Genomic DNA, 20,392 nt, shown 5'->3' on the forward strand with positions numbered 1-20,392 from the left:
TCAGTCCTCATGGCTCGCTTCGCCCTTGCCGAGCTCGGCCTTGAGCGTGAAGGTGTTGGTGGCGGCGATCTGCTCGCCGTCCGAAAGGCCGGCAAGGATCGCGACCATCGCGCCGTCGCGGGCGCCGAGCGTCACCGGCCGGGTCCGGAAGCCCTGCGGCGTCCGCACGAACAGCACGGGGCGGTTCTCCACCGTCTGCACCGCCGTCGCCGGCACCATCAGCGGGGCGCCGCCCGCCCCTGCGACTTCGATCCGCGCCTGCACCGGCTCGCCCGCGCGCCACTGGCCGCCGCGATTGTCGAGATCGGCGATCACCCGGACGAGGCGCGTCTGCGGATCCAGCGCCGGCGCGACGAAACGCACGCGCGCCATGGCGGTGCGCCCCGCCGCGGTCACTTCGACCGGATTGCCGGGCCGCACCCGGGCGGCATCGCCGGCCGCGATCGACAGGGCGACGCTGAGCCGCTCCAGCGCCGCGATCCGGAACAATTCGGTCTCCGCCGCATCGGCGGTGAACATCTGGCCGGGCACGGCGCTGCGCGCGACGACGCGGCCGGCGATCGGCGCGGTGATCACGATCCGGTTGAGGCTGCCGCCGCGCACGCCCGAGGCCGCGACCTGCTGGCGCGCCAGCCTGACATCCGTCTCCGCCTGTTCGGCGGCGGCGCGCGATATCTCGACTTCGCGCAGGGGGCGGAAGCCGCGCGCATAGAGCGCCTCGTCGCGCGCCAGCGTCTTGCGGGCGAGTTCCAGCCGGGTCCGCGCCTTCTCCACCTCGGCCTGGAGGCCGGCGGCCTGGCGGCTCTCGATCACCGCCAGCGTATCGCCCCGGCGGACGGCATCGCCCAGGTTCCGGACGAGCGCGATCACGCGCCCTTCGAGCGGCGCCGCGACCACCCGAGTGGCGTCCGGATCGCTCTCGAGCAGGGCGGGCGCCTCGATCGCGGCCCCGGCGCCGCCCCGGCCGGGCCGGATCAGCGTGATGTTGGCCGAAGCGATCTGTTCGGCGGTGAGCGTGGCGGTGCCTTCGGCATGCGCCTCGGCAGTCTTGTTTTCCGGCTGGGGCGCTGGCGCGCCGCAACCGGCAATGAGCGTCGCGACGCAAAGCGCCGCTGCGATTCGATGCATGAACTTGAACTCCTGACAGGGACAGACGCGCCGCGAAGGGCGCGGAGGCCGGTGTCAGGCGATCGGTGGTCTGAGCGGCGTGTCGGCGATGCGCGCGGCAAGCTCGGCGCTGGCCATGCGCCAGGACAGCCGGGTGCCGCCATGGGCACGGGGCGCCGCGGGCGCCTTCACCGGCGCGGCGAGGTCATGGCCGTGGCAGGTCGAATGGTGATGCGGATAGTTCTTGTCGGGATCGGCCGGCACTTCATCGGCATCGCCGGGGGCGTGCCAGCCCTCGATCTCGATCGTGGTGAGGTGCCGCTCCGGCGCCTCGGTCGCGTGCGCGACCGTCGTCAGGCTGGTGATCACCAGCATCAGACAGGCAATGACGGGCAGCAACAGGCGCATCGCGCTGTCCCTAACACATCCGCGCGCCGGTGTAAGCGCCTGATGGCGGGCCTAATGCGCCGCGCCCGCCCCCACTGCCCGCTTCGGGCGCGGGGTCAGCCAGATGATCATCGCCGCGCCGGCGAAGACGAAGGCGGAGAGCAGGAATATGTGGCTCGTCGCCAGCGCAAAGGCTTCCTTGTCGACCAGCTGCGCGATCGCGAGCCGCGCCTGGTCGAGCGAGAAGCCCTGCGCCGCCATCGCATCGACGGTGCCGTCGCTGTTCAGCCGCGAGGCGATCTCGCTGCGCGCCACGCGGGCGCTGTCGTCCCAGGCGGTGGTCGATACCGACGTGCCGATCGCGCCCGCCATCGTCCGCAGGAACGCCATCACGCCTGCGGCCGATGCCGTTTCCTGCGGCTGCACCGAGCCCAGCGCCAGCGTGGTCAACGGAATGAAGAAGAACGGCATGCCGATGCCCTGCAGCATCTGCGGGAAGGCGAGACTCCAGAAATCGGCCTGGCTGTTCCACTGGACCCGCAGCAGCGAAGTGAAGCCGAGCCAGAGGATTCCGAAGCACACCAGCGCGCGCGGATCGACCTTGTTCGTCAGCTTGGCGACGATCGGCGACATGATCACCGCCGCCACGCCGGTAAAGGCAGTGGCATAGCCGGCATAGGTGGCGGTGTAGCCCATGCTGGTCTGCAGCCATTGCGGGATGATCACTGCCGAGGAGAAGAAGGTCCCGAAGGCCAGGGCCAGCGACAGCACCGCCACGGTGAAGCCCCGGTGCCGGAACACGCGCAGGTCGACGATCGGCTGGTCCTCGGTCCCCTCCCAGGCCAGGAAGACCAGGAAGCCGATCAGCGCGGTCACGCCGAGCACCACGATCGTGCGGTCGTTGAACCAGTCATGCTCGCGGCCGAGATCGAGCATGATCTGCAGCGCGCCGATCCACAGCAGCATCAGCATCAGCCCGACCCGGTCGACGCGCAGCTTGCTCGTCGGCGTCTCGACCCTGGAGAGCAGCCGCATGCCGCCGAACGCGCAAAGGGCGGCGACGGGGATGTTGATGAAGAAGATCCAGTGCCACGACCAGCTGTCCGAAATCGTGCCGCCCAGGATCGGGCCCAGGATCGGCGCGACGACGGTGGTCATCGACCAGACGCCCATCGCCTGGGCGCGCTGCTCGGGCTTGAAGATGCGCATCAGCAGCGTCTGCGACAGCGGCATCAGCGGGCCGCCGCACAGCCCCTGGCCGATACGGCAGGCGACGAGCATGCCGAGCGAAGTCGACAGGCCGCACAGGACGGAGAAGACGCCGAAGCCGATCATCCCGAAGGTGAAGGTGCGCACCGTGCCGAAGCGCCCGGCGAGCCAGCCGGTCAGCGGCACGCACACCGCCTCCGCCACGGCATAGGAGGTGATGATCCACGTCCCCTGGCTGCCCGAGATGCCGAGGCTGCCCGAAATGTGCGGGACCGAGACGTTGGCGATGGTGGTGTCGAGCACCACCATGAAATTGGTCAGCGCGAGCACCACGCCCGCGAGGATCAGCGGCAGCCCGGTCAGGGGCGCCGCCGTCTCGGTCTTGCCGTTCATCGCAGCCGTCCTCAGTTCTTCGAGACGTCGATCTCGGCGTCCATGGAAAGGCCGACCCGGAGCGGGTGCTCGGCAAGCTCCCTGGGATCGAGCGCGACGCGCACCGGCAGGCGCTGGACCACCTTGATCCAGTTGCCCGTGGCGTTCTGCGCCGGGATCAGCGCGAAGGACGAACCGGTGCCGCCCGACAGGCCGACGACCTTGCCGTGATATTCGACGCCGCCGCCATAAAGGTCGGACTTGAGCGTCACCGGCTGGCCGACCTTCACGCGGGTCAGCTGGCCTTCCTTGAAATTGGCGTCGACATAGAGCTGGCCCACCGGCACGACCAGCATCAGCTGCGCGCCCGGCGCGACGCGCTGGCCGACCTGGACGTTGCGGCGCGTCACCACGCCGTCGATCGGCGCGCGGATCACGGTGCGATCGAGATCGAGCTGCGCCTGCGCCACCCTGGCTTGGGCGGAAAGCACTTCCGGTGCCGAATTGGCGGTGGTGCCGCTGATCAGCGCATTGTTCGCGGCAAGCTCGCCGCTGGCGGCGCCGCGCGTCGAATTGGCCTGGGCCACGCCCGCCCGCGCCAGCTCCAGATTGGCCTTGGCCGAGGAGAAGGCGTTGGTCGCCGATGTGAGCTCCTCGCCCGACACCGCACCATTGGGGGCGAGGCGCTGGCGCCGGGCGAGGTCCACCCGCGCCTTCTCGTAATCCGCCTCGGCGGCGACGAGCTGGGCACGGGCTCGGGAAATATCGGCGCCGCGGGCCTGGACCTGCGCGGCGAGCGCCGCGCTGGTGGCCGAGGTCTGGCCGTATTGGCGGCGGGCCTTGGCGAGATCCGCCTCGGCCTGGGCGAGCGCGATCCGCGCATCGCTGTCGTCGAGCCGGACGAGCACATCGCCCTTCTTCACCGCCTGGGTATCGGACACCGCGACGCCGGCCACCTGCGCGGCGACCATCGGCGTGACGCTGGCCGTGTCGGCGCCGACATAGGCATTGTCGGTGCTGATATAGTGGCTGCCGACCAGCACGTACCAGCCGCCATAGCCGATGCCGGCGATCAGCACCGCGCCGGCGATGCCGGTGAGCAGCCGCCGGCGCAGGTTGGGCTTGGCGGGCGCCGCTTCGGCGTTCGCGACATGGATCTGGGGTTCGGCGTCAGCCATGGGTCGAGTCCTTGGTTGCGGCGGCGGCCGCGATGTCGGTGGAAAAGCCCCCGCCCAGCGCGCGGACCAGCTGGACGTCGAGCGTGAACGCCCGCGCCTCGAGATCGGCGACGATCTGGCGGTTCTGCAGCACGCCCTGCTCGGCGGTCAGCACGTCGAGGAAGGTCGACAGGCCGCCCTCGTAGCGCTGGCGGGCGATCGCATAGGCGGCCTCGGAATCGGCGAGCGCCTGGCGGCTCTCGGAAAGCCGGGTGACGAGGGCGTTCTTGCTCGTCACCGCATCGGCGACTTCGCGATAGGCGGTGGTCACGGTCGAATCATAGGTCGCGACCGCCTCGTCATAGCCGGCGCGGGCGCCCTTGTACTGGCCGGCCAGCTGCCCGCCCCGGAAGATCGGCAGGCTGATCGCCGGGCCGACCGAACCATAGGTCGATCCGCTCTTGAACAGATTGTCGAGCCCGAAGGCCTGGAAACCGATCAGCGCGCTGAGGTTGATCGAGGGATAGAAATCGGCGCGCGCCACCTTGATGCGGCTCGCCGCGGCCTCGACCCGGGCGCGGGCGGCGGCGATGTCCGGGCGGCGGCCGATCAGGTCGGTGGTGACGCCCGCCGGAAGCCCGTGTGCGCCGGCCGGGCCGGCGGGCAGCGCAATGGCCAGCCCGCGGTCCGGCCCCTTGCCAAGCAGGGCGGCGATGCGGTTGCGGGTCAGCCCGATCGCCTCATCGGTGGCCGCCAGATCGGCGCGGGCGGCGGGCACCGCGGCGTCGGCCTGTTTCAGCTCGGCGCGGGTATCGAGCCCGTTGGTCACCCGGTCGCTCACCAGCTTCTGCGTCTGGGTCCGCAGCGCGAGCGCCTTGGCCTGGACCGCGCGTTGCGAAGCGAGACGGGCGAGATCGGCATAGGCGCTGGCGATGTTGGTCGAAAGCACGAGCCGCGACTGCTCCAGCTCGATCCGCGCCGCCTCGGCATCCGAAGTGGCGGCGGCGAGCGAGGCGCGGTTCTTGCCCCACAGGTCGAGATCGAAGCTCAGGTTCGCCGCGACCTGGCCGCTGTCGTTCCAGCCCTTGGGCACGAAGGCGGCGGGGATGCCGTTATTGTAGCTCTGCTTGCCCTCGGTCGCTCCGGCCTGGACGCCCACCGACGGCAGCAGCGCGGCGCCGGCCTGCTGGGCATAGGCCTGGGCGGAGCGCAGGCGCGCGGCGGCGGCGGCGAGATCGGGCGAGCCGGCCAGCCCCTCGGCGATCAGCCCGTTCAGCTGCGCGTCGCCATAGGCGCTCCACCAGTCATTGGCGGGCCAGTTCGCGGCATCCGCCCGCACGGCCAGCGACTGGTCGGCGGCATAGGCGGCCGCCGCGCGCACCTCGGGGCGGGCGCCGAGCTGCGGCACCGGCGCGCAGGCGGAAAGCAGCGCGGCCCCGGCAGTCGCGGCGAGCAGCAACGGACGAAGGGAGAATCGGATCATGATTTAAATACCGTACTGTCGGGTACGGCGCGGCAGATGGGCGCGGACCGCCATCTTGTCAACCCGTAATCGTACCCTATAGTACGGTTATGGAAAAAATACTGGATAGGCCGTCCGGCAAGCGCGAGGCGCGCAAGGAGGAACGGCGCGAGGCGATCCTGGCGATCGCCAAGCGCGTGTTCCTCGACCAGGGCTATTCCGGCGCTTCGATGTCGGCGATCTCGGCGGAGCTCGGCGGCTCCAAGGGGACGCTGTGGAGCTATTTCCCGTCGAAGGAAGAGCTGTTCGCCGCCGTGCTCGACGATGCGACCAAGGAATATCGCGGCCAGCTCGCCGATGTGCTCAAGCCCGGCGAGGACGTGCGCGCCGCCGTGCTGCAATTCTGCCGGGGCTTCATCGCCAAGATCTCGTCGCCCGACGGGCTGCGGCTGCACCGGCTGATCGCCTCGGAAGTCAGCCGCTTTCCCGAGATCGGCGACATCTTCTATCGCCGCGCCCCCATGCCCACCCAGCAGCTGCTCGCCGGCTTTCTCGAGCGCGCGATGGATGCGGGAACGCTCCGCCGCGCGGACCCGCTGTTCGCGGCGCGCGTGCTCGCCTCGCTCTGCCTCGGCGTGCAGCAGCGCATGATCTGGGGACAGGAATTGTCGGCGGCCGAACGCGACCACGAAGCCGCGCAGATGGCCGAAGTGTTCCTGCGTGCCTTCGCGCCCGGCTAGAGCGCCGCCCCGTCGAGCGCCACCGCCTCGACGCCGATGCAGCGAAGCATCTTCTCCGCCACGATCCTGCCGGGCGGCCCGTCCAGGCCACCCAGGTCGAGCCGCACGGCCATGCCGTCCCCGGTCAGGCGCACTTCCATTTCGGGCGGCGTCAGGTCGTGCTGCGCGGCCAGGCCGAGCAGCCGGCACAGCAGCGCGGCGCTCGCTTCGCCGACGATGTCCAGGCGCATGACTCAGGCGGCCTCGCGCGCCGGCGCCGCCGATGCCGCGACGATCCGCGCGCGGGCCAGCGCATCGGCGGCACGGTGTGGCGCCAGTCCCTCGCGCCCGGCATGGGCCAGCACCGCGCCGAGCCGCAAGCCGGTCGCATGGACGCGCGCCGCCACTTCATCGGCGCTCCAGCCGAGATATTCCCCGGCGACGCTGATGATCCCGCCGGCGTTCACGACATAGTCGGGCGCATAGAGGATGCCGCGATCGGCGAGCCGGTCGCCATCCTCGGGCGTGGCGAGCACATTGTTCGCGGCGCCGCAGACGACATGCGCACGCAGCCGGCGGACCGCCGCTTCGTCGATCACGCCGCCCAGCGCGCAAGGTGCGAAGATGGCGCAGCGGGCATCGAGGATGCTGTCGCGCCCCATGATCTCCGCATCGTAGCGGCAGGCGATATCCGCGGCGATGCCGGGCCGCGGCTCGGCTACGACCAGCCGGGCGCCCGCTTCATGGAGCATGCCGCACAGCGCCGAGCCGACATGGCCGAGGCCCTGCACCGCGACGCGCAGCCCGCGCAATTCGCTGCCCAGCTGGCGCCGCGCCGCCTCCTCCATCGCCAGGAACACGCCGCGCGCGGTCCAGGGCGAAGGATCGCCGCCGGGCCTGCCACCGCGCGGCGGCAGGCCGGCGACATGGCGGGTCTGGCCGCGCACCGCTTCCATGTCCGCGACGCTGGTGCCGACATCCTCGGCCGTCACGTAATCCCCATCGAGCCGCGCCACTGCCCGGCCGAACGCGGCGAACAGCCTGTACCGGTCGAATTCCCCATCGGGCAGGTTGAGCACCGCCTTGCCGCCGCCCAACGGCAGGTCGGCCATCGCATTCTTGAAGGTCATGCCCTCGGCCAGCCGCATCGCGTCGCCGACCAGCGCGGCATGGTCGCCATAGCGCCACAGCCGGCACCCGCCCGCCGCGGGGCCGCGGCGCGTGGAGTGGAGCACGATCACCCCGTCCAGCCCGCTCTCGGCGTCGCGCAGCACATGCACGCTCTCCGGCGGGGTGGCGGTAACTTGCGGGGTATCGACCATGAAAGCGCTCCTGAAATCCGGAGACGACTCTTCCATGGACTCGCAGGATAATGTTGCCTTCTTTGCGGCCCATGCTGCATTGTCAGCAAGATTTCACCCAAATATGCGCATCTGGAGAACAGATTTGCCTACTGAACTCGATCCGTTCGAACGCAGGATCCTGCAGGTGCTCCAGGAAGATGCGTCGATGCCCACCGCCAGACTCGGCGAGATGGTCGGCCTGTCGAGCTCGCCCTGCTGGCGCCGCGTCGACCGGCTGGAGAAGGAAGGCGTCATCACCCGGCGCGTCGCGCTGGTCGACCGGCAGAAGATCGGGCTCAACGCGCACATCTTCGCGCAGATCAAGCTGAACGCGCATGGCCGCGCCAATCTCGACGAGTTCGCCGCGGCGATCCGCTCCTTTCCGGAGGTGCTGGAAGCCTATGTGCTGATGGGCGTGTTCGACTTCATGCTGCGCATCGTCGCCGCCGATATCGAGGCCTATGAGCGTTTCTTCTTCACCAGGCTCTCCAAACTGCCCGGCGTGCAGGAGATCAACTCCACCGTCGCGCTTTCGCAAGTGAAGGCGACGACGGCGCTGCCGATTCCCTAGCCGGACGGCGCGCATTTTGGGTTGCCGCTTCGCCAGCGCCTGTGCCACCCATTCCCTTCTAGAAATGTCATCCCTTTCCAAATCACCGCCGATATCGGGCGCCAGCGGCACGGAAACCGGCCGGAACGGACGGCCGCCGACGATCGACGACGTCGCGGCGCTCGCCGGTGTCGGCCGGGCCACCGTGTCGCGGGCGCTCAACGACCAGGCGCATGTGAGCGACAGGATGCGCGACCGGGTGATGCGCGCGGTCGAGGCGCTCGACTATCGAGTCAATCCGCAGGCGCGCAACCTCGCCAGCCGGGCGAGCAACACGCTTACCCTGATCAACTGCAATGCGCGCGACGCGCCGCCCAATTCCTATTATTTCGCCGCGATCGAGCTGGGCGCGTTGCGCGCGGCCGCGGCGGCCGGGTTCGAGCTTTCGACCTTCAACATCCATATCGAGGACGACAATCGCGACGACCGGCTGATCGAGCTGTTCGCCTCGGGCCGCAGCACCGGGCTGATCCTGTCGCCGCCGCTCTCCGCCGATGTCGAGCTCGCCCGCCGGCTGATCGCCCAGGGCTGCCCGGTGGTCTGCATCTCGCCCAGCGAGGAAGTACGCGCGCTGCTGCCTGGCGTCGGGTTCGACGAGGCGGCGGCGGGCTATGAGATCGCCCATCACGTCGTCGCCGCCGGCCATCGCCGCTTCGGCTACATGCTCGGGATCGAGGGCCATCTCGCCGCGGAGACGCGCTTCGCCGGCTTCCTGCGCGCGCTCGCCGAAGCGGGGCTCGACGAAGGCGCGGTGACGGCATTGCGCGGCGACTTCAGCTTCCGCTCCGGCGTGGAACTGGCCGAGGCGCTGCTGGCCGGCCCCGACCGCCCCACCGCGATCGTCTGCGCCAATGACGACATGGCGGTCGGCGCGATGTTCGCCGCGCACCGCATGCACCTGGCCATGCCCGGGGACCTATCGGTGGTCGGCTTCGACGATGCGCCGGTCGCCGCCTATATCTGGCCGCCGCTCACCACCATCCACCAGCCGATTCGCCGCATCGCGGCGCGCGCGGTGGAGCGCCTGGTCGAGACCTTGCTGCGCGGCCAGGGCACCGGCACGCCGGGCTTCGATACGATCGATCACCATCTCGTCCTGCGCGAATCCGTCGCTCCGCCGCGCGGCTGAACGCACCGTATCGAGCTCCTTCGTAAGCGTTTTCTGTAACGCGTTGACAATTTCGCGCGACGCGATGATACCAATTGGAAGCGCTTCCAGTTTTCACGGGGCGCCCAATGGGGACAGAGACGGTCGATAACGGCCGCTTGCTATGAGAGGGGAAGAGGCAATGGCGGAGCGTCCGCATGCGCGCGCTATGAAGCGCGCCAAGAGCAATCTCGGGCTCACGATTTCGACGCTGGCTCTGGCGACAACGTTGCCAGCCCAGGCCTGGGCGCAGGACGGCGCCACACGGGCCGGGCAGGACCAGGTGCCGGCCGAGGAGAGCACGATCGTCGTGACCGGCCTGCGCGCCGGCCTGCAGAATTCGATCAACATCAAGCGCGACCAGGCCTCGATCGTCGAAGCGGTATCGGCCGAGGACATCGGCAAGCTGCCCGACGTCTCCATCGCCGAATCGATCGCCCGCCTGCCCGGCCTCGCCGCCCAGCGGGTCAACGGCCGCGCCCAGGTGATCTCGATCCGCGGCCTCGCGCCGGACTTCACCACCACGCTGCTCAACGGGCGCCAACAGGCCAGCTCGGGCGACAACCGCGCCGTCGAGTTCGACCAGTATCCGGCCGAGCTGCTGTCGAGCGTCGTCGTGTACAAGACGCCGGACGCCGCCATCGCCGGCATGGGCCTTTCGGGCAGTGCGGACCTGCGCACGGTGCGCCCGCTCGCCTATGGCAAGCGCGCGATCGCGATGAACCTTCGCGGCGAGCTCGACGCGGATGGCGGCCGCAACGCCGACATCTCCAAATGGGGCTGGCGCGGCACGCTCAGCTATATCGACCAGAATGCCGCCGGCACGCTCGGCTGGTCGCTCGGCTATGCGCATCTCGATTCGCCCAGCCATGTCGATCACTACAAGGCCTATGGCTACGAAGCCTTTGGCAACATCTGCCAGCCGACGCCCACCAATCCGTGCAGCCCCAACACCGTCACGCCCGATTCCGCCGACAACGCGCTGCAGCTCAACGGGCAGGAAGCCTGGGCGACCAGCCGCCGCAACCAGCGCGACGGCGTGATGGGCACGCTCGAATGGAAGCCGAGCGACAGCGTCCACAGCGTGCTCGACGTCTATTATTCGCGCTTCAAGCAGAAGGAAGTGATCCGCGGCGCACAGTGGTTCTCGAACGGCTGGGCGGACAATGCGACCTTCTCCAATATCGGCACCACCCAGCTGGGCGGCTCGGCGATCGGCACCTCCGGGCACGTCACCAATGCCGTTCCGATCCTGCGCAACGACTATAACGAGCGCAAGGACGAGCTGTTCTCGGCAGGGCTCAACAACGAGTTCCAGCTCGACGAGCGCACGCGCTTCGTCGCCGACCTGAGCTATTCGACCAACAAGCGCGACGAGACCTATATCGAGACCTATGGCGGCTATGGCGCGGGCCCGTTCCAGACCCGCACCATGGACAATTACGACTTCTCGTTCCCGATCGACGGCGCCTTCCCGCATTATGGCTTCGGCCTGGACTATGCGAATGCCAGCCAGGTCTCGCTCGGCGATCGCGCGCCCTGGGGCGGCTGGGGCCATGACGGCCTGATGAAGTCGCCGCACGTCAAGGAAGAGCTGGGCGCCGTCGACTTCATGCTGAGCCGGGAGATCGGCGGGTTCCTCCGGAACATCGAGATCGGCGTGAACTACACGCAGCGCAACAAGCACAAGACCGTCGACGAACTCGATCTCAACCTGAAGAACGGGCGCGCGCAGGTGCCGGTCGGCTCGCAATATCTGCTCGACCCGACTTCGCTCGACTTTGTCGGCTTCGGCAACGTGATCGCCTGGAACGTGCCCGCGGCGCTCGACACCTATTACAACAAGACCCCGCTGGAGGACGCCAACCACTTCGACAAGACGTGGAAGATCAAGGAAGACGTCATCAGCTGGAAGGCGAAGGCGAACATCGAATGGGGTCGGCTGCGCGGCAATGTCGGCGTGCAGGTGGTGGAGCAGTTCCAGTCCTCGTCGGGCCTGCGGATCAACCAGACGCTGACTCCGATCGCGCTGTCGCAGGTCTTCGAGACGATGCACTATACCGACGTGCTGCCCAGCGCGAACCTGATCTACGACCTGGGCGGCGGCCACCGCATCCGCCTGGCCGCGTCCAAGGTGCTGGCGCGCCCGCGCATGGACGATATGCGCGCCAACTTCACGCCGAGCTTCAACGTCAATCCGTGCGGCGGCAACCCGCCCTGCGCGCCGGGCAGCACGGTCAATCCCTGGTCGGCGACCGGCGGCAACCCGAAACTCCAGCCCTGGCGGGCCAAGGCGCTGGACGTCGCCTATGAATGGTACATCGGCAAGGCGACCTACATCAGCGTCGCCGGCTTCTACAAATGGCTCGACAACTATATCTACAACCGCAACTTCGCGATCGACTTCCAGGGTCTGCCGATCCCGACCAACCAGATCCCGCCCAACGTCAACATCAGCTCGATCGGGCAGGTGACGATGCCGGCCAACGGGCCGGGCGGCAATCTGAAGGGCATCGAAGTCAGCGGGGCGATCGAGATCGGGCGCATCATTCCGGCGCTGGACGGCTTCGGGTTCACCGGCAGCTATTCCTACACCGAATCCGATCTCAACCCGACGGACAACAACGACGTGGTGCGCATCCCGGGCCTGTCCGGCACCGTCTACAACGTCACCGGCTATTTCGAGAAATGGGGCTTCCAGGCACGGGCCAGCTATCGCTTCCGCTCGGCCTTCAAGGGCGAGACGGTGCAGCTGTTCACCAATCGCGGCTATACCGAGATCCTCGCGGACCGGCAGCTCGACGCCCAGATCGGCTATACCTTCCCGGATAATTCGGCGCTCAAGGGCCTCGGCGTGCTGCTCCAGGTCAGCAACCTGACCGACTCGCCCTATCGCACGCGGCTGGGGCTGGACACGGGCGGCACGCACACCACCGACGGCACGCCGCTGCCCGAGACCTATGAGAAATACGGCCGGCAGTTCCTGCTCGGGTTCAACTACCGCTTCTGATTTCCTCCCCCCGGGTCGACCCGCCGGGTGTTCGAGGGGAGGTGCACGGTCATGGCCGGCACCTCCCCTTTTCTTTCCCCGCGGCCCGCGCGCGGCCCCAAGTGAACGAGTAACGCGATGAAAGCTCTGCGATCCGGGCTCTGGCTGATCCTCCCCCTGCTGGCGGGCTGCGCCGGCACCGCGCCGGGCGGCGACCTGCTCTGGCACGGCCAGGACTGGCCGGCGCTCCGCTCCCCCACCGCGCCCGACGCGGCAATGGAGGCGCGGATCGCAACCATCGTGCGCGGCATGACGCTCGAGCAGAAGATCGGACAGATGACCCAGGCGGACATCCGCTCGATCACGCCGGACGAGGTGCGCCGTCACTATATCGGATCGGTCCTCAACGGCGGCGGCGCCTGGCCGGGGATGCGGAAGGATGCCGCCGTCACCGACTGGACCGCGCTGTCCGACGCCTATTACCGCGCCTCGATGGCCACCGACATGGCGGTGCGGGTGCCGGTGATCTGGGGCACCGACGCAGTGCACGGCCACGGCAATGTCGCGGGGGCGACGCTGTTCCCGCACAATATCGGCCTGGGCGCCGCGCACGATCCCGCGCTGGTCGAGCGGATCGGCCGCGCCACCGCCCGCCAGGTGCGCGCCACCGGCATCTCCTGGGTGTTCGCGCCCACGCTGGCGGTGGGCGAGAACCGCCGCTGGGGCCGCACCTATGAGAGCTATTCGAGCGATCCGGCGATCGTCGCATCCTATTCGCGCGCGATGGTGCACGGGCTGCAGGGCGGCCTGACCGGCGACGGCGACGTGATCGCCACCGCCAAGCATTTCCTGGGCGACGGCGGCACCTTCGACGGCATCGACCAGGGCGAGAACCGCGCCGCCCGCACCCATATGATCCAGGTGCACGGTGCCGGCTATTATCCCGCGCTCGACGCAGGGGTACAGACGGTGATGGTCTCGTACAGCAGCTGGAACGACACCGCCGCCGGCAAGGATTACGGCAAGATGCACGGCAGCCGCGAGCTGCTGACCGACGTGCTCAAGGCCCGGCTGGGCTTTGACGGGCTGATCGTCTCCGACTGGAACGGCATCCAGCAGGTGCCGGGCTGCACCAAGGATCACTGCCCCCAGGCGGTCAATGCCGGGATCGACATGATCATGGTGCCCGACGACTGGAAGGCGTTCATCGCCAACACCGCGGCGGACGTGCGCGAGGGCCGCATCGCCATGGCGCGGATCGACGATGCGGTGACTCGCATCCTGCGGGTCAAGCTGCGCGCCGGGCTGTTCGATCGCAACCCGAACGCCGGCGCCTTTGCCGGCAAGGCCGATGCGCTCGCCGCGCGCGAGCTCGGCCGCGAAGCGGTGCGCAAGTCGGTGGTGCTGCTCAAGAACCAGGGCGCGCTGCCGCTGGCGGCGGGCAAGCGCGTGCTGGTGGTGGGCGCCAGCGCGGACAGCCTGTCCAACCAGACCGGCGGCTGGTCGCTCACCTGGCAGGGCACCGAGAACAGGAATGCCGATTTCAAGGGCGGCACCACATTGCTGGCGGCGCTGCGCAACGCGCTCGGCGCCGCGAACGTCACCTTCTCGGAAGACGCCAGGGACGTCGATCCCGGCAAGTTCGACGCCGTGGTCGCGGTGATCGGCGAGACGCCCTATGCCGAGTATAATGGCGACGTCCGCGCACCGAAGCCGGCGGCGCACAGCGCGCTCCACCCCGCCGACCTGGCGGTGCTCCAGCGCGTCTCGGGCAAGGGGGTGCCGGTGGTCTCGGTGCTCTATTCGGGGCGCCCGGCCTATGCCAACGACCTCATAAACCTGTCCGACGCGTTCGTCGCCGCCTTCCTGCCGGGCACCGAGGGCGAGGGCCTGGCCGACCTGCTGGTCGGCGGGCGCCACGACTTCGCCGGCCGCCTTTCCTTCGCCTGGCCGGGCTCGGCCTGCTCGACCGGCGAGGATCCGGCGAGCATCGTCCAGTTCGCCCGCGGCTATGGGCTCAGCTATGCGAAGCCGGGCCGCACCGGGCCGCTGCCGGAGCCGGCGGTGCCAACGGCCTGCTGACCACCCGGCGCCCGGACTTGTTCCGGGGTCCGCCGGGAGGCAAGCTTGGGGCCGCAGATGCAAGGCCGGGGTTACGAGAAGAGGGGATGGACGGGCGCACCATGCAGCAGATCAAGCGCATCCTGATCGTGGGCGGCGGCACGGCGGGCTGGATGACTGCCGCGCTGCTCGGCAAGCTGTTCCAGGGGCTGTACGAGATCACGCTGATCGAGAGCGAGGAGATCGGCACGGTCGGCGTCGGCGAAGCCACCATCCCGGCGATCAAGAAATACAACGAGCTGCTCGAACTCGACGAGAACGACTTCGTCCGCCGCACCCAGGGCAGCTTCAAGCTGGGCATCGAGTTCGTCGACTGGGCGCACAGGGGCGACGCCTATTTCCATTCCTTCGGCGTGATCGGCCAGGACCTGGGCTGGCTGCGCTGCCACCAATATTGGCTGAAGATGCGCGCCATGGGCCGCGCCGCGGACTTCTCCGCCTACTCGATCAACAGCGCGGCCGCGCGCGCCAACAAGTTCATGCGCGCCGATCCCAAGATGGCCGAGAGCCCGATCGGCCATATCGCCCATGCCTTCCAGTTCGATGCCGGGCTCTACGCCCGATATCTGCGCGGCTATGCCGAGGCGCACGGCGTCACGCGGCGCGAGGGCAAGGTGGCGGACGTCACGCTGCGCGGCGACGACGGCTTCGTGGAATCGGTGACCATGGCGGACGGCGAGACGATCGCCGCCGACCTGTTCATCGACTGCTCGGGCTTTCGCGGCCTGATCATCGAGCAGGCGATGAAGACCGGGTACGAGAACTGGACGCACTGGCTGCCGTGCGACCGCGCGATCGCCGTGCCCTGCGCGCGAACCGAACCCTTCACCCCCTATACCCGCGCCACCGCGCGCACCGCCGGCTGGCAATGGCGCATCCCGCTCCAGCATCGCACCGGCAACGGCCATGTCTATTCGAGCGCGCACATCTCCGACGAGGAGGCCGAGGCCCAGCTGCTCGCCAATCTCGACGGCGCGCAGCTCGCGGACACCAACAAGCTGCGCTTCACCACTGGCAAGCGCCGGCAGATCTGGAACCGGAACTGCGTCGCGGTCGGCCTCGCCTCGGGCTTTCTCGAGCCGCTCGAATCGACCAGCATCCACCTGATCCAGTCCACGATCATCCGCCTCGTCCGGCTGCTGCCCGATCGCGGCTTCGATCCCGCGACGATCGCCGAGTTCAATCGCCAGACCGATTTCGAATATGCGCGGATCCGCGACTTCATCATCCTCCACTACAAGGCGACCAGCCGCGACGACACGGCCTTCTGGCGCCAGTGCCGCGACATGGAAGTGCCCGACACGCTCCAGCGCAAGATCGACCTGTTCGCCGCGAACGGCCGCATCTTCCGCGAGGACGACGAGCTGTTCACCGAGGAAAGCTGGATCCAGGTGTTCCTCGGCCAGGGCGTGATCCCGCGCGGCTACGACCCGCTGGTCGACATCAAGCCCGAAGCGCAGGTCGAGGAATATCTAGGCAACATCCAGCGCGTGATCGCCCGCTGCGTGGGCCTGATGCCGGACCATGCCGAGTTCGTGGCCAAGACATGTGCTGCCTAGCCCGCACCCCTCCCGACCTCCGGGAAAGGATCGACATGCTCTCAGCGCCGCAGCCGCTTGCGCAGGCCGTCGAAGAGCATCGCGCGCATCTGCGCGATCGCCTGGGGCGATGTGGCCCCGAACACCCCGCGCGCCTCGGGCGGCAGGTGCGCACCGGGATCGCCGTCCACCAGGAAGACATAGCGATCGAACATCGCCCGCCAGGCGCGGCGCTGGTCGGGCGGCAAGCTCCTGAGGCTCACGAACCCGTGCATCATCGCTTCCCAGGGCGAAGCGTCGGGCACCGGATCCCACCAATAATTCACCAGCACGTTGAAGCGGTCGAGCGCCTCGACATGGTGATACCATTGATAGGGGATGTAGATCGCGTCGCCCGGATCGAGCTCGGCGACCAGGGCCGCCGCCATCGCCACCGCGAAGCGCGGATAGCGCGCGTGATCGGGCGCGGTCAGATGGACCATGCTCACCTGCACGCCGGCGGGCGTCGGGTCGAACGGCCCCATGTAGAGATTGCCCACCTGCTCGGGCGCGAACAGCGTGAAGCGGCGGCGGCCGGCGCCGACCACGGCGATATTCTCGGTCGGATCGTGATGGATCGCCACCTTGGCCGCGTTGCCGATCCACAGGCGCGGCGAGACGCCGGGAACGAGCGCCATCGGATTGGCTTCGGCGAAGCCGGGCATCAGCTGCGGCGCGGGCAAGCCTTGCAGCGCCAGCGCCTCGGGCCGATCCGCTTCCGACTGCTCGGCCAGCCGGTCGAGAAAGGCCGCGAACAGCGCTTCCTCGCGCGTGAAATTGCGCGAGCCGATCGTCGCGCCATAATGCATGCGCCCCTCGATATCGGGCGGCGCGCGCATGTACTGCACCGTGCCGGGCAAGGCCATCGCGCGCAGATAGGCGGCGGCGTCCGCAGCGCGCACGAACGGCCAGTCGGCGGCGAGTCCCTTCATCACCGCGGGCTCGCCGGCCGCGCGGATCTCCTGGAACCTGGCGGGCGTGACGTCGTGCCAGAGGCGAATGGGGTTCATGACCTGACGAGCCTAGGTCAAGAGCCCATATCCCTTCAACCGTCATCCCCGCGCAGGCGGGGATCCAGGGCCAAGGGCGGAGCGCGCGCGGCCAAGCCCGGCGCTCTCAGGAGGGCGTTCGCACAATGGCTTCGACATCCTGCGCCACCCTGGATCTCCGCCTGCGCGGGGATGACGAAATGGAAGCCTAGTTTCCATAAATATCAAATACTTATGTCGATGCGCCCTAACAACCCGCCCCTCCGCGTCGATGCGCCAGGGCACGCCCTGCCGCCCATCCCCACGAGCTTCCCGATCCTGCGATGAGGAGAGACATGATGCGCATCCTGCCCGCCCTCGCCCTGCTGGCCGCCACGGCCGCGGCGCCCGTTCCCGCCTCCGGACCGCAGGTGGAGGTCTGGCTCACCTTGCCCGACAAATCGGCACTGCTGGCGAAACAGCCTTCGCTCCCGCTCCGGCGCGGTGCCGGCGCCGCGATCACGGTCGATCCGGGCAAGCGCCAGCAGCGGATGGTCGGCTTCGGCGCGGCGATCACCGATGCCTCGGCCTGGCTGATCCAGCACCGGCTCGATCCCCGGCAGCGCGGCGCCCTGCTCCGCGAGCTGTTCGGCAGCGAGGGCCTGGGCTTCGCCTTCACCCGCCTGACCATCGGCGCCTCGGACTTCTCGCGCTCGCACTATAGCTATGACGACGTGGCGAAGGGCGGGGCCGATCCGGACCTCGCGCATTTCTCGATCGCGCCCGCCAAGCAGGACGTGCTCCCCACCGCCCGCGCCGCGCGCGCGATCAATCCGCGGCTGGCGGTGATGATCTCGCCCTGGAGCGCGCCGGGCTGGATGAAGTCGACCGATTCGCTGGTGAAGGGCACGCTGAACGAACGCGCCTATGCCCCCTTCGCCCGCTATCTCGGCAAGACCGTCCAGGCCTTTGCCGCCGAGATCGGCCCGATCGACTATCTGAGCATCCAGAACGAACCCGATTTCGAGCCGGAGAATTATCCCGGCATGCGCCTTTCCGCCGCGCAGCGCGCCCGGATCATCGGCGACCATGTCGGCCCCGAATTCGCGCGGATGGGGCTGGGAACGAAGATCCTCGACTGGGATCATAATTGGGACAAGCCCGAGCATCCGCTTGGCGTCCTCGCCGATCCCGCCGCCAGCCGCCATGTCGCGGGCGTGGCCTGGCATTGCTATGGCGGCGACGTCTCGGCCCAGACCAGGGTGCGCGACGCCTTTCCGGACAAGGACGTGTTCTTCACCGAATGCTCGGGCGGCAACTGGTCGGGCCCATGGGCGGACAGCTGGAGCTGGACGCTGCGCACGCTGGTGATGGGCGCCCCGCGCAACTGGGCGCGCGGCGTCCTGATGTGGAACCTGGCGCTCGACGAGAATCACGGCCCCCATCTCGGCGGCTGCGGTGATTGCCGCGGCGTGGTGACGATCGACAGCAAGACCGGCGCGATCACCCGCAATCCCGAATATTATGCACTGGGCCAGGCCTCGCGCTTCGTCCGCCCCGGCGCCTGGCGGATCGACGCGACCAGCACGCCGGACGGGATCGAGACGGTTGCCTATGCCAATCCCGACGGCACCCGGGTACTGATCGCGTTCAATGCCGCCGCCGCCGCGAGGGACGTCGACGTGACGGCCGAGGGGCGCCGCTTCACCTATCGCCTCGCCTCGCACGGCGCCGCGACCTTCCGCTGGCGAAAGCCGCGTTGAGCGCATCCGCCGCCCCGACGCGCTTCGCCTTTGCAAGCGTGACGGCGCTGTTCTTCGGCTGGGGCTTCGTCTGCGCGAACAACGATCCGCTGATCGCGGCGGCGCGGCGGGTGTTCGGATTGGGCTATACCGAGGCGCTGCTCACCCAGATCGCTTCGTTCGTCGCCTTCTTCCTGCTGTCGCTCCCCGCCGCGGCGATGCTCGCCCGGTTCGGCGCGATGCGGACGATATTGGCCGGGCTCGCCGTGATGGCGGGCGGATGCCTGACGATGCAGGGCATGGGCCGGCTGCCCGATTTCGCAGTGGTGCTCGCCGCGATCTTCGTGCTGGCGAGCGGCGTGACCCTTCTCCAGGTTGCCGCCAATCCGCTCGCCGCCGCGCTGGGCCCGCCCGAGCGCAGCCATTACCGGCTCACCCTCGCCCATTCGTTCAACGCGCTCGGCGTGGTCTGCGGCGTGCATTTCGGCGCGCGCTTCGTGCTGGCGGGCGCGGTGTTCCACTCGCCCGAGCCGCTCCGCTCCGCGGCAGAGCGCAGCGCGGGCATCGCGGCGATGATGCAGGCCTATCTGGTGATGGCGCTGCTGGTCGCCGGTCTCGCCGTGCTGGCCATTGCCGCACGCCGCGCGATCGCCGCCGCGGCGATGCCGGAGCCGCCCGCCGCCGGCGGCGCGTTCGCCGCGCTGTGCTCGCGCTGGGCGTTGCGCGGCGCGCTCGGCATCGCCCTGTATGTCGGCGCCGAAGTGACGATCGGCAGCACGCTGATCCTCTATCTCTCCCAGGCCCATACCCTCGGCCTGCCGCTCGACGTGGCGGGTGCCTGGGTCGCCAATCTCTATTGGGGCGGCGCGCTGGTGGGGCGCTTCGTCGGCAGCTGGCTGCTGCGCTTCGTGCCGGCTCCGCGGCTGCTCTTGCTGGCGGGGCTCGCCGCCGCCGCGCTCTGCCTCGCGTCGCTGGCGCTGCCCGGACGATCGGGCGCGTGGTGCCTGCTCGCGGTGGGGCTCTGCAATTCGATCATGTTCCCGACCATCTTCGCGCTCACGCTCGAACGCTCCGGCGCGCCCGCTGCGGCGACTTCGGGACTGCTCGTCCTCGCGGTCGGCCCTGGCGCGGCGCTGCCCCTGATCGCCGGCGGCGTCGCCGACACGGCCGGGCTGGGCTGGGCCTTTGCGGTGCCTGCCCTTGCCTATCTCTATGTGGCCGGCTTCGCCTGGGCGGCGCGGCGCCCGCCTATTTCTTCGGGGTGACCCAGACGGAGACCGGCACCACCACCTTGCCCGGCGCCGGCTTGCCGATATCGACGCGGTCGATCGCGACCAGCTCGCCGTTTTCGAGAGTGAACGAGGCCCAGGGCTTGGGCATGCGGCCGAAGCGCATCTTCTGGATCGGCTGGCCGGTGGTCGAATTCATGACGGTGGCAATGACTGGCATTTGCGGGCGGATAGCCAGACGGAGCGATCCCTG

At 69.0% G+C, this 20,392-nt stretch carries 17 protein-coding genes; 8 read left to right on the plus strand and 9 right to left on the minus strand.

Annotated features, from left to right (window positions below; all coding sequences use genetic code 11):
- Genes BGP17_RS22405 through BGP17_RS22425 form a run of 5 tightly spaced genes read right to left on the minus strand, consistent with a single transcriptional unit; the run spans position 1 to position 5,715 of the window.
- Complete coding sequence (locus BGP17_RS22405) at positions 1-1,128, minus strand: efflux RND transporter periplasmic adaptor subunit (protein WP_167301374.1); 1,128 nt, start codon at positions 1,126-1,128, stop codon at positions 1-3.
- Positions 1,129-1,182: 54 nt separating this feature from the next.
- Positions 1,183-1,515 carry a hypothetical protein gene (locus BGP17_RS22410; RefSeq protein WP_286713682.1) on the minus strand — a complete coding sequence of 111 codons (333 nt, stop codon included), beginning with the start codon at positions 1,513-1,515 and terminating at the stop codon, positions 1,183-1,185.
- Positions 1,516-1,566: 51 nt separating this feature from the next.
- The gene (locus BGP17_RS22415) at positions 1,567-3,096 is read right to left on the minus strand and encodes a DHA2 family efflux MFS transporter permease subunit (RefSeq protein WP_286713683.1); all 1,530 of its coding nucleotides are present in this window, start codon (positions 3,094-3,096) and stop codon (positions 1,567-1,569) included.
- An 11-nt stretch (positions 3,097-3,107) separates the two neighbouring features.
- A complete protein-coding gene (locus BGP17_RS22420) occupies positions 3,108-4,253 on the minus strand; it encodes an HlyD family secretion protein (RefSeq protein ID WP_167301371.1) in 1,146 nt (381 codons plus the stop codon).
- Positions 4,246-5,715 carry an efflux transporter outer membrane subunit gene (locus tag BGP17_RS22425; RefSeq protein WP_286713684.1) on the minus strand — a complete coding sequence of 490 codons (1,470 nt, stop codon included), beginning with the start codon at positions 5,713-5,715 and terminating at the stop codon, positions 4,246-4,248. The genes BGP17_RS22420 and BGP17_RS22425 overlap by 8 nt, the downstream gene beginning before the upstream one ends.
- Positions 5,716-5,804: 89 nt before the next feature.
- On the opposite strand from BGP17_RS22425, the gene BGP17_RS22430 reads away from it, so the two are divergent.
- The gene (locus BGP17_RS22430) at positions 5,805-6,434 is read left to right on the plus strand and encodes a TetR/AcrR family transcriptional regulator (RefSeq protein ID WP_286713685.1); all 630 of its coding nucleotides are present in this window, start codon (positions 5,805-5,807) and stop codon (positions 6,432-6,434) included.
- On the opposite strand, the gene BGP17_RS22435 is transcribed toward BGP17_RS22430, so the two are convergent.
- Both BGP17_RS22435 and BGP17_RS22440 read right to left on the minus strand, forming a co-directional pair.
- Entirely contained in the window at positions 6,431-6,664 is a 234-nt protein-coding gene (locus BGP17_RS22435; RefSeq protein ID WP_286713686.1) for an ACT-like domain-containing protein, read from the minus strand. The two genes, BGP17_RS22430 and BGP17_RS22435, sit on opposite strands and share 4 nt — an antisense overlap.
- 3 nt (positions 6,665-6,667) lie before the next feature.
- Positions 6,668-7,735 carry a Glu/Leu/Phe/Val family dehydrogenase gene (locus BGP17_RS22440; protein ID WP_286713687.1) on the minus strand — a complete coding sequence of 356 codons (1,068 nt, stop codon included), beginning with the start codon at positions 7,733-7,735 and terminating at the stop codon, positions 6,668-6,670.
- Between the two features lie 124 nt (positions 7,736-7,859).
- On the opposite strand from BGP17_RS22440, the gene BGP17_RS22445 reads away from it, so the two are divergent.
- The 5 genes from BGP17_RS22445 (at position 7,860) to BGP17_RS22465 (ending at position 16,182) form a co-directional block, all read left to right on the plus strand.
- Positions 7,860-8,327: an Lrp/AsnC family transcriptional regulator gene (locus tag BGP17_RS22445; RefSeq protein ID WP_286713688.1), complete on the plus strand. Its 468-nt coding sequence runs from the start codon at positions 7,860-7,862 to the stop codon at positions 8,325-8,327.
- A 64-nt stretch (positions 8,328-8,391) separates the two neighbouring features.
- Positions 8,392-9,495 carry a LacI family DNA-binding transcriptional regulator gene (locus tag BGP17_RS22450; protein ID WP_286713689.1) on the plus strand — a complete coding sequence of 368 codons (1,104 nt, stop codon included), beginning with the start codon at positions 8,392-8,394 and terminating at the stop codon, positions 9,493-9,495.
- A 160-nt stretch (positions 9,496-9,655) separates the two neighbouring features.
- Positions 9,656-12,523: a TonB-dependent receptor gene (locus tag BGP17_RS22455; RefSeq protein ID WP_286713690.1), complete on the plus strand. Its 2,868-nt coding sequence runs from the start codon at positions 9,656-9,658 to the stop codon at positions 12,521-12,523.
- A gap of 117 nt (positions 12,524-12,640) precedes the next feature.
- Positions 12,641-14,584: a glycoside hydrolase family 3 protein gene (locus BGP17_RS22460; RefSeq protein WP_286713691.1), complete on the plus strand. Its 1,944-nt coding sequence runs from the start codon at positions 12,641-12,643 to the stop codon at positions 14,582-14,584.
- Between the two features lie 86 nt (positions 14,585-14,670).
- On the plus strand, positions 14,671-16,182 hold the full coding sequence (locus BGP17_RS22465) for a tryptophan halogenase family protein (RefSeq protein ID WP_286713692.1): 1,512 nt from the start codon (positions 14,671-14,673) through the stop codon (positions 16,180-16,182).
- A gap of 41 nt (positions 16,183-16,223) precedes the next feature.
- On the opposite strand, the gene BGP17_RS22470 is transcribed toward BGP17_RS22465, so the two are convergent.
- A complete protein-coding gene (locus BGP17_RS22470) occupies positions 16,224-17,210 on the minus strand; it encodes a cupin-like domain-containing protein (protein WP_286713693.1) in 987 nt (328 codons plus the stop codon).
- Between the two features lie 317 nt (positions 17,211-17,527).
- Here BGP17_RS22470 and BGP17_RS22475 point away from each other — a divergent pair, with 317 nt between their 5' ends.
- The gene (locus BGP17_RS22475) at positions 17,528-18,931 is read left to right on the plus strand and encodes a glycoside hydrolase family 30 protein (protein WP_167301363.1); all 1,404 of its coding nucleotides are present in this window, start codon (positions 17,528-17,530) and stop codon (positions 18,929-18,931) included.
- Positions 18,928-20,175 carry an MFS transporter gene (locus BGP17_RS22480; RefSeq protein WP_286713694.1) on the plus strand — a complete coding sequence of 416 codons (1,248 nt, stop codon included), beginning with the start codon at positions 18,928-18,930 and terminating at the stop codon, positions 20,173-20,175. Before BGP17_RS22475 ends, BGP17_RS22480 begins: the two co-directional genes overlap by 4 nt.
- Here BGP17_RS22480 and BGP17_RS22485 read toward each other — a convergent pair.
- Entirely contained in the window at positions 20,159-20,359 is a 201-nt protein-coding gene (locus BGP17_RS22485; protein WP_167301361.1) for a hypothetical protein, read from the minus strand. The two genes, BGP17_RS22480 and BGP17_RS22485, sit on opposite strands and share 17 nt — an antisense overlap.
- Positions 20,360-20,392 lie beyond the last annotated feature (33 nt).

This window comes from Sphingomonas sp. 67-41 (genome assembly GCF_001899725.1).
Classification (GTDB): Bacteria; Pseudomonadota; Alphaproteobacteria; order Sphingomonadales; family Sphingomonadaceae; genus Sphingomonas; species Sphingomonas leidyi.

What these genes read in the sequence shown, in the direction of transcription:
- BGP17_RS22405 (WP_167301374.1), bottom strand. Translation starts at nt 1,128, where the DNA reads ATGCATCGAATCGCAGCGGCGCTTTGCGTCGCGACGCTCATTGCCGGT.
- BGP17_RS22410 (WP_286713682.1), bottom strand. Translation starts at nt 1,515, where the DNA reads ATGCGCCTGTTGCTGCCCGTCATTGCCTGTCTGATGCTGGTGATCACC.
- BGP17_RS22415 (WP_286713683.1), bottom strand. Translation starts at nt 3,096, where the DNA reads ATGAACGGCAAGACCGAGACGGCGGCGCCCCTGACCGGGCTGCCGCTG.
- BGP17_RS22420 (WP_167301371.1), bottom strand. Translation starts at nt 4,253, where the DNA reads ATGGCTGACGCCGAACCCCAGATCCATGTCGCGAACGCCGAAGCGGCG.
- BGP17_RS22425 (WP_286713684.1), bottom strand. Translation starts at nt 5,715, where the DNA reads ATGATCCGATTCTCCCTTCGTCCGTTGCTGCTCGCCGCGACTGCCGGG.
- BGP17_RS22430 (WP_286713685.1), top strand. Translation starts at nt 5,805, where the DNA reads ATGGAAAAAATACTGGATAGGCCGTCCGGCAAGCGCGAGGCGCGCAAG.
- BGP17_RS22435 (WP_286713686.1), bottom strand. Translation starts at nt 6,664, where the DNA reads ATGCGCCTGGACATCGTCGGCGAAGCGAGCGCCGCGCTGCTGTGCCGG.
- BGP17_RS22440 (WP_286713687.1), bottom strand. Translation starts at nt 7,735, where the DNA reads ATGGTCGATACCCCGCAAGTTACCGCCACCCCGCCGGAGAGCGTGCAT.
- BGP17_RS22450 (WP_286713689.1), top strand. Translation starts at nt 8,392, where the DNA reads ATGTCATCCCTTTCCAAATCACCGCCGATATCGGGCGCCAGCGGCACG.
- BGP17_RS22455 (WP_286713690.1), top strand. Translation starts at nt 9,656, where the DNA reads ATGGCGGAGCGTCCGCATGCGCGCGCTATGAAGCGCGCCAAGAGCAAT.
- BGP17_RS22460 (WP_286713691.1), top strand. Translation starts at nt 12,641, where the DNA reads ATGAAAGCTCTGCGATCCGGGCTCTGGCTGATCCTCCCCCTGCTGGCG.
- BGP17_RS22465 (WP_286713692.1), top strand. Translation starts at nt 14,671, where the DNA reads ATGGACGGGCGCACCATGCAGCAGATCAAGCGCATCCTGATCGTGGGC.
- BGP17_RS22470 (WP_286713693.1), bottom strand. Translation starts at nt 17,210, where the DNA reads ATGAACCCCATTCGCCTCTGGCACGACGTCACGCCCGCCAGGTTCCAG.
- BGP17_RS22475 (WP_167301363.1), top strand. Translation starts at nt 17,528, where the DNA reads ATGCGCATCCTGCCCGCCCTCGCCCTGCTGGCCGCCACGGCCGCGGCG.
- BGP17_RS22485 (WP_167301361.1), bottom strand. Translation starts at nt 20,359, where the DNA reads ATGCCAGTCATTGCCACCGTCATGAATTCGACCACCGGCCAGCCGATC.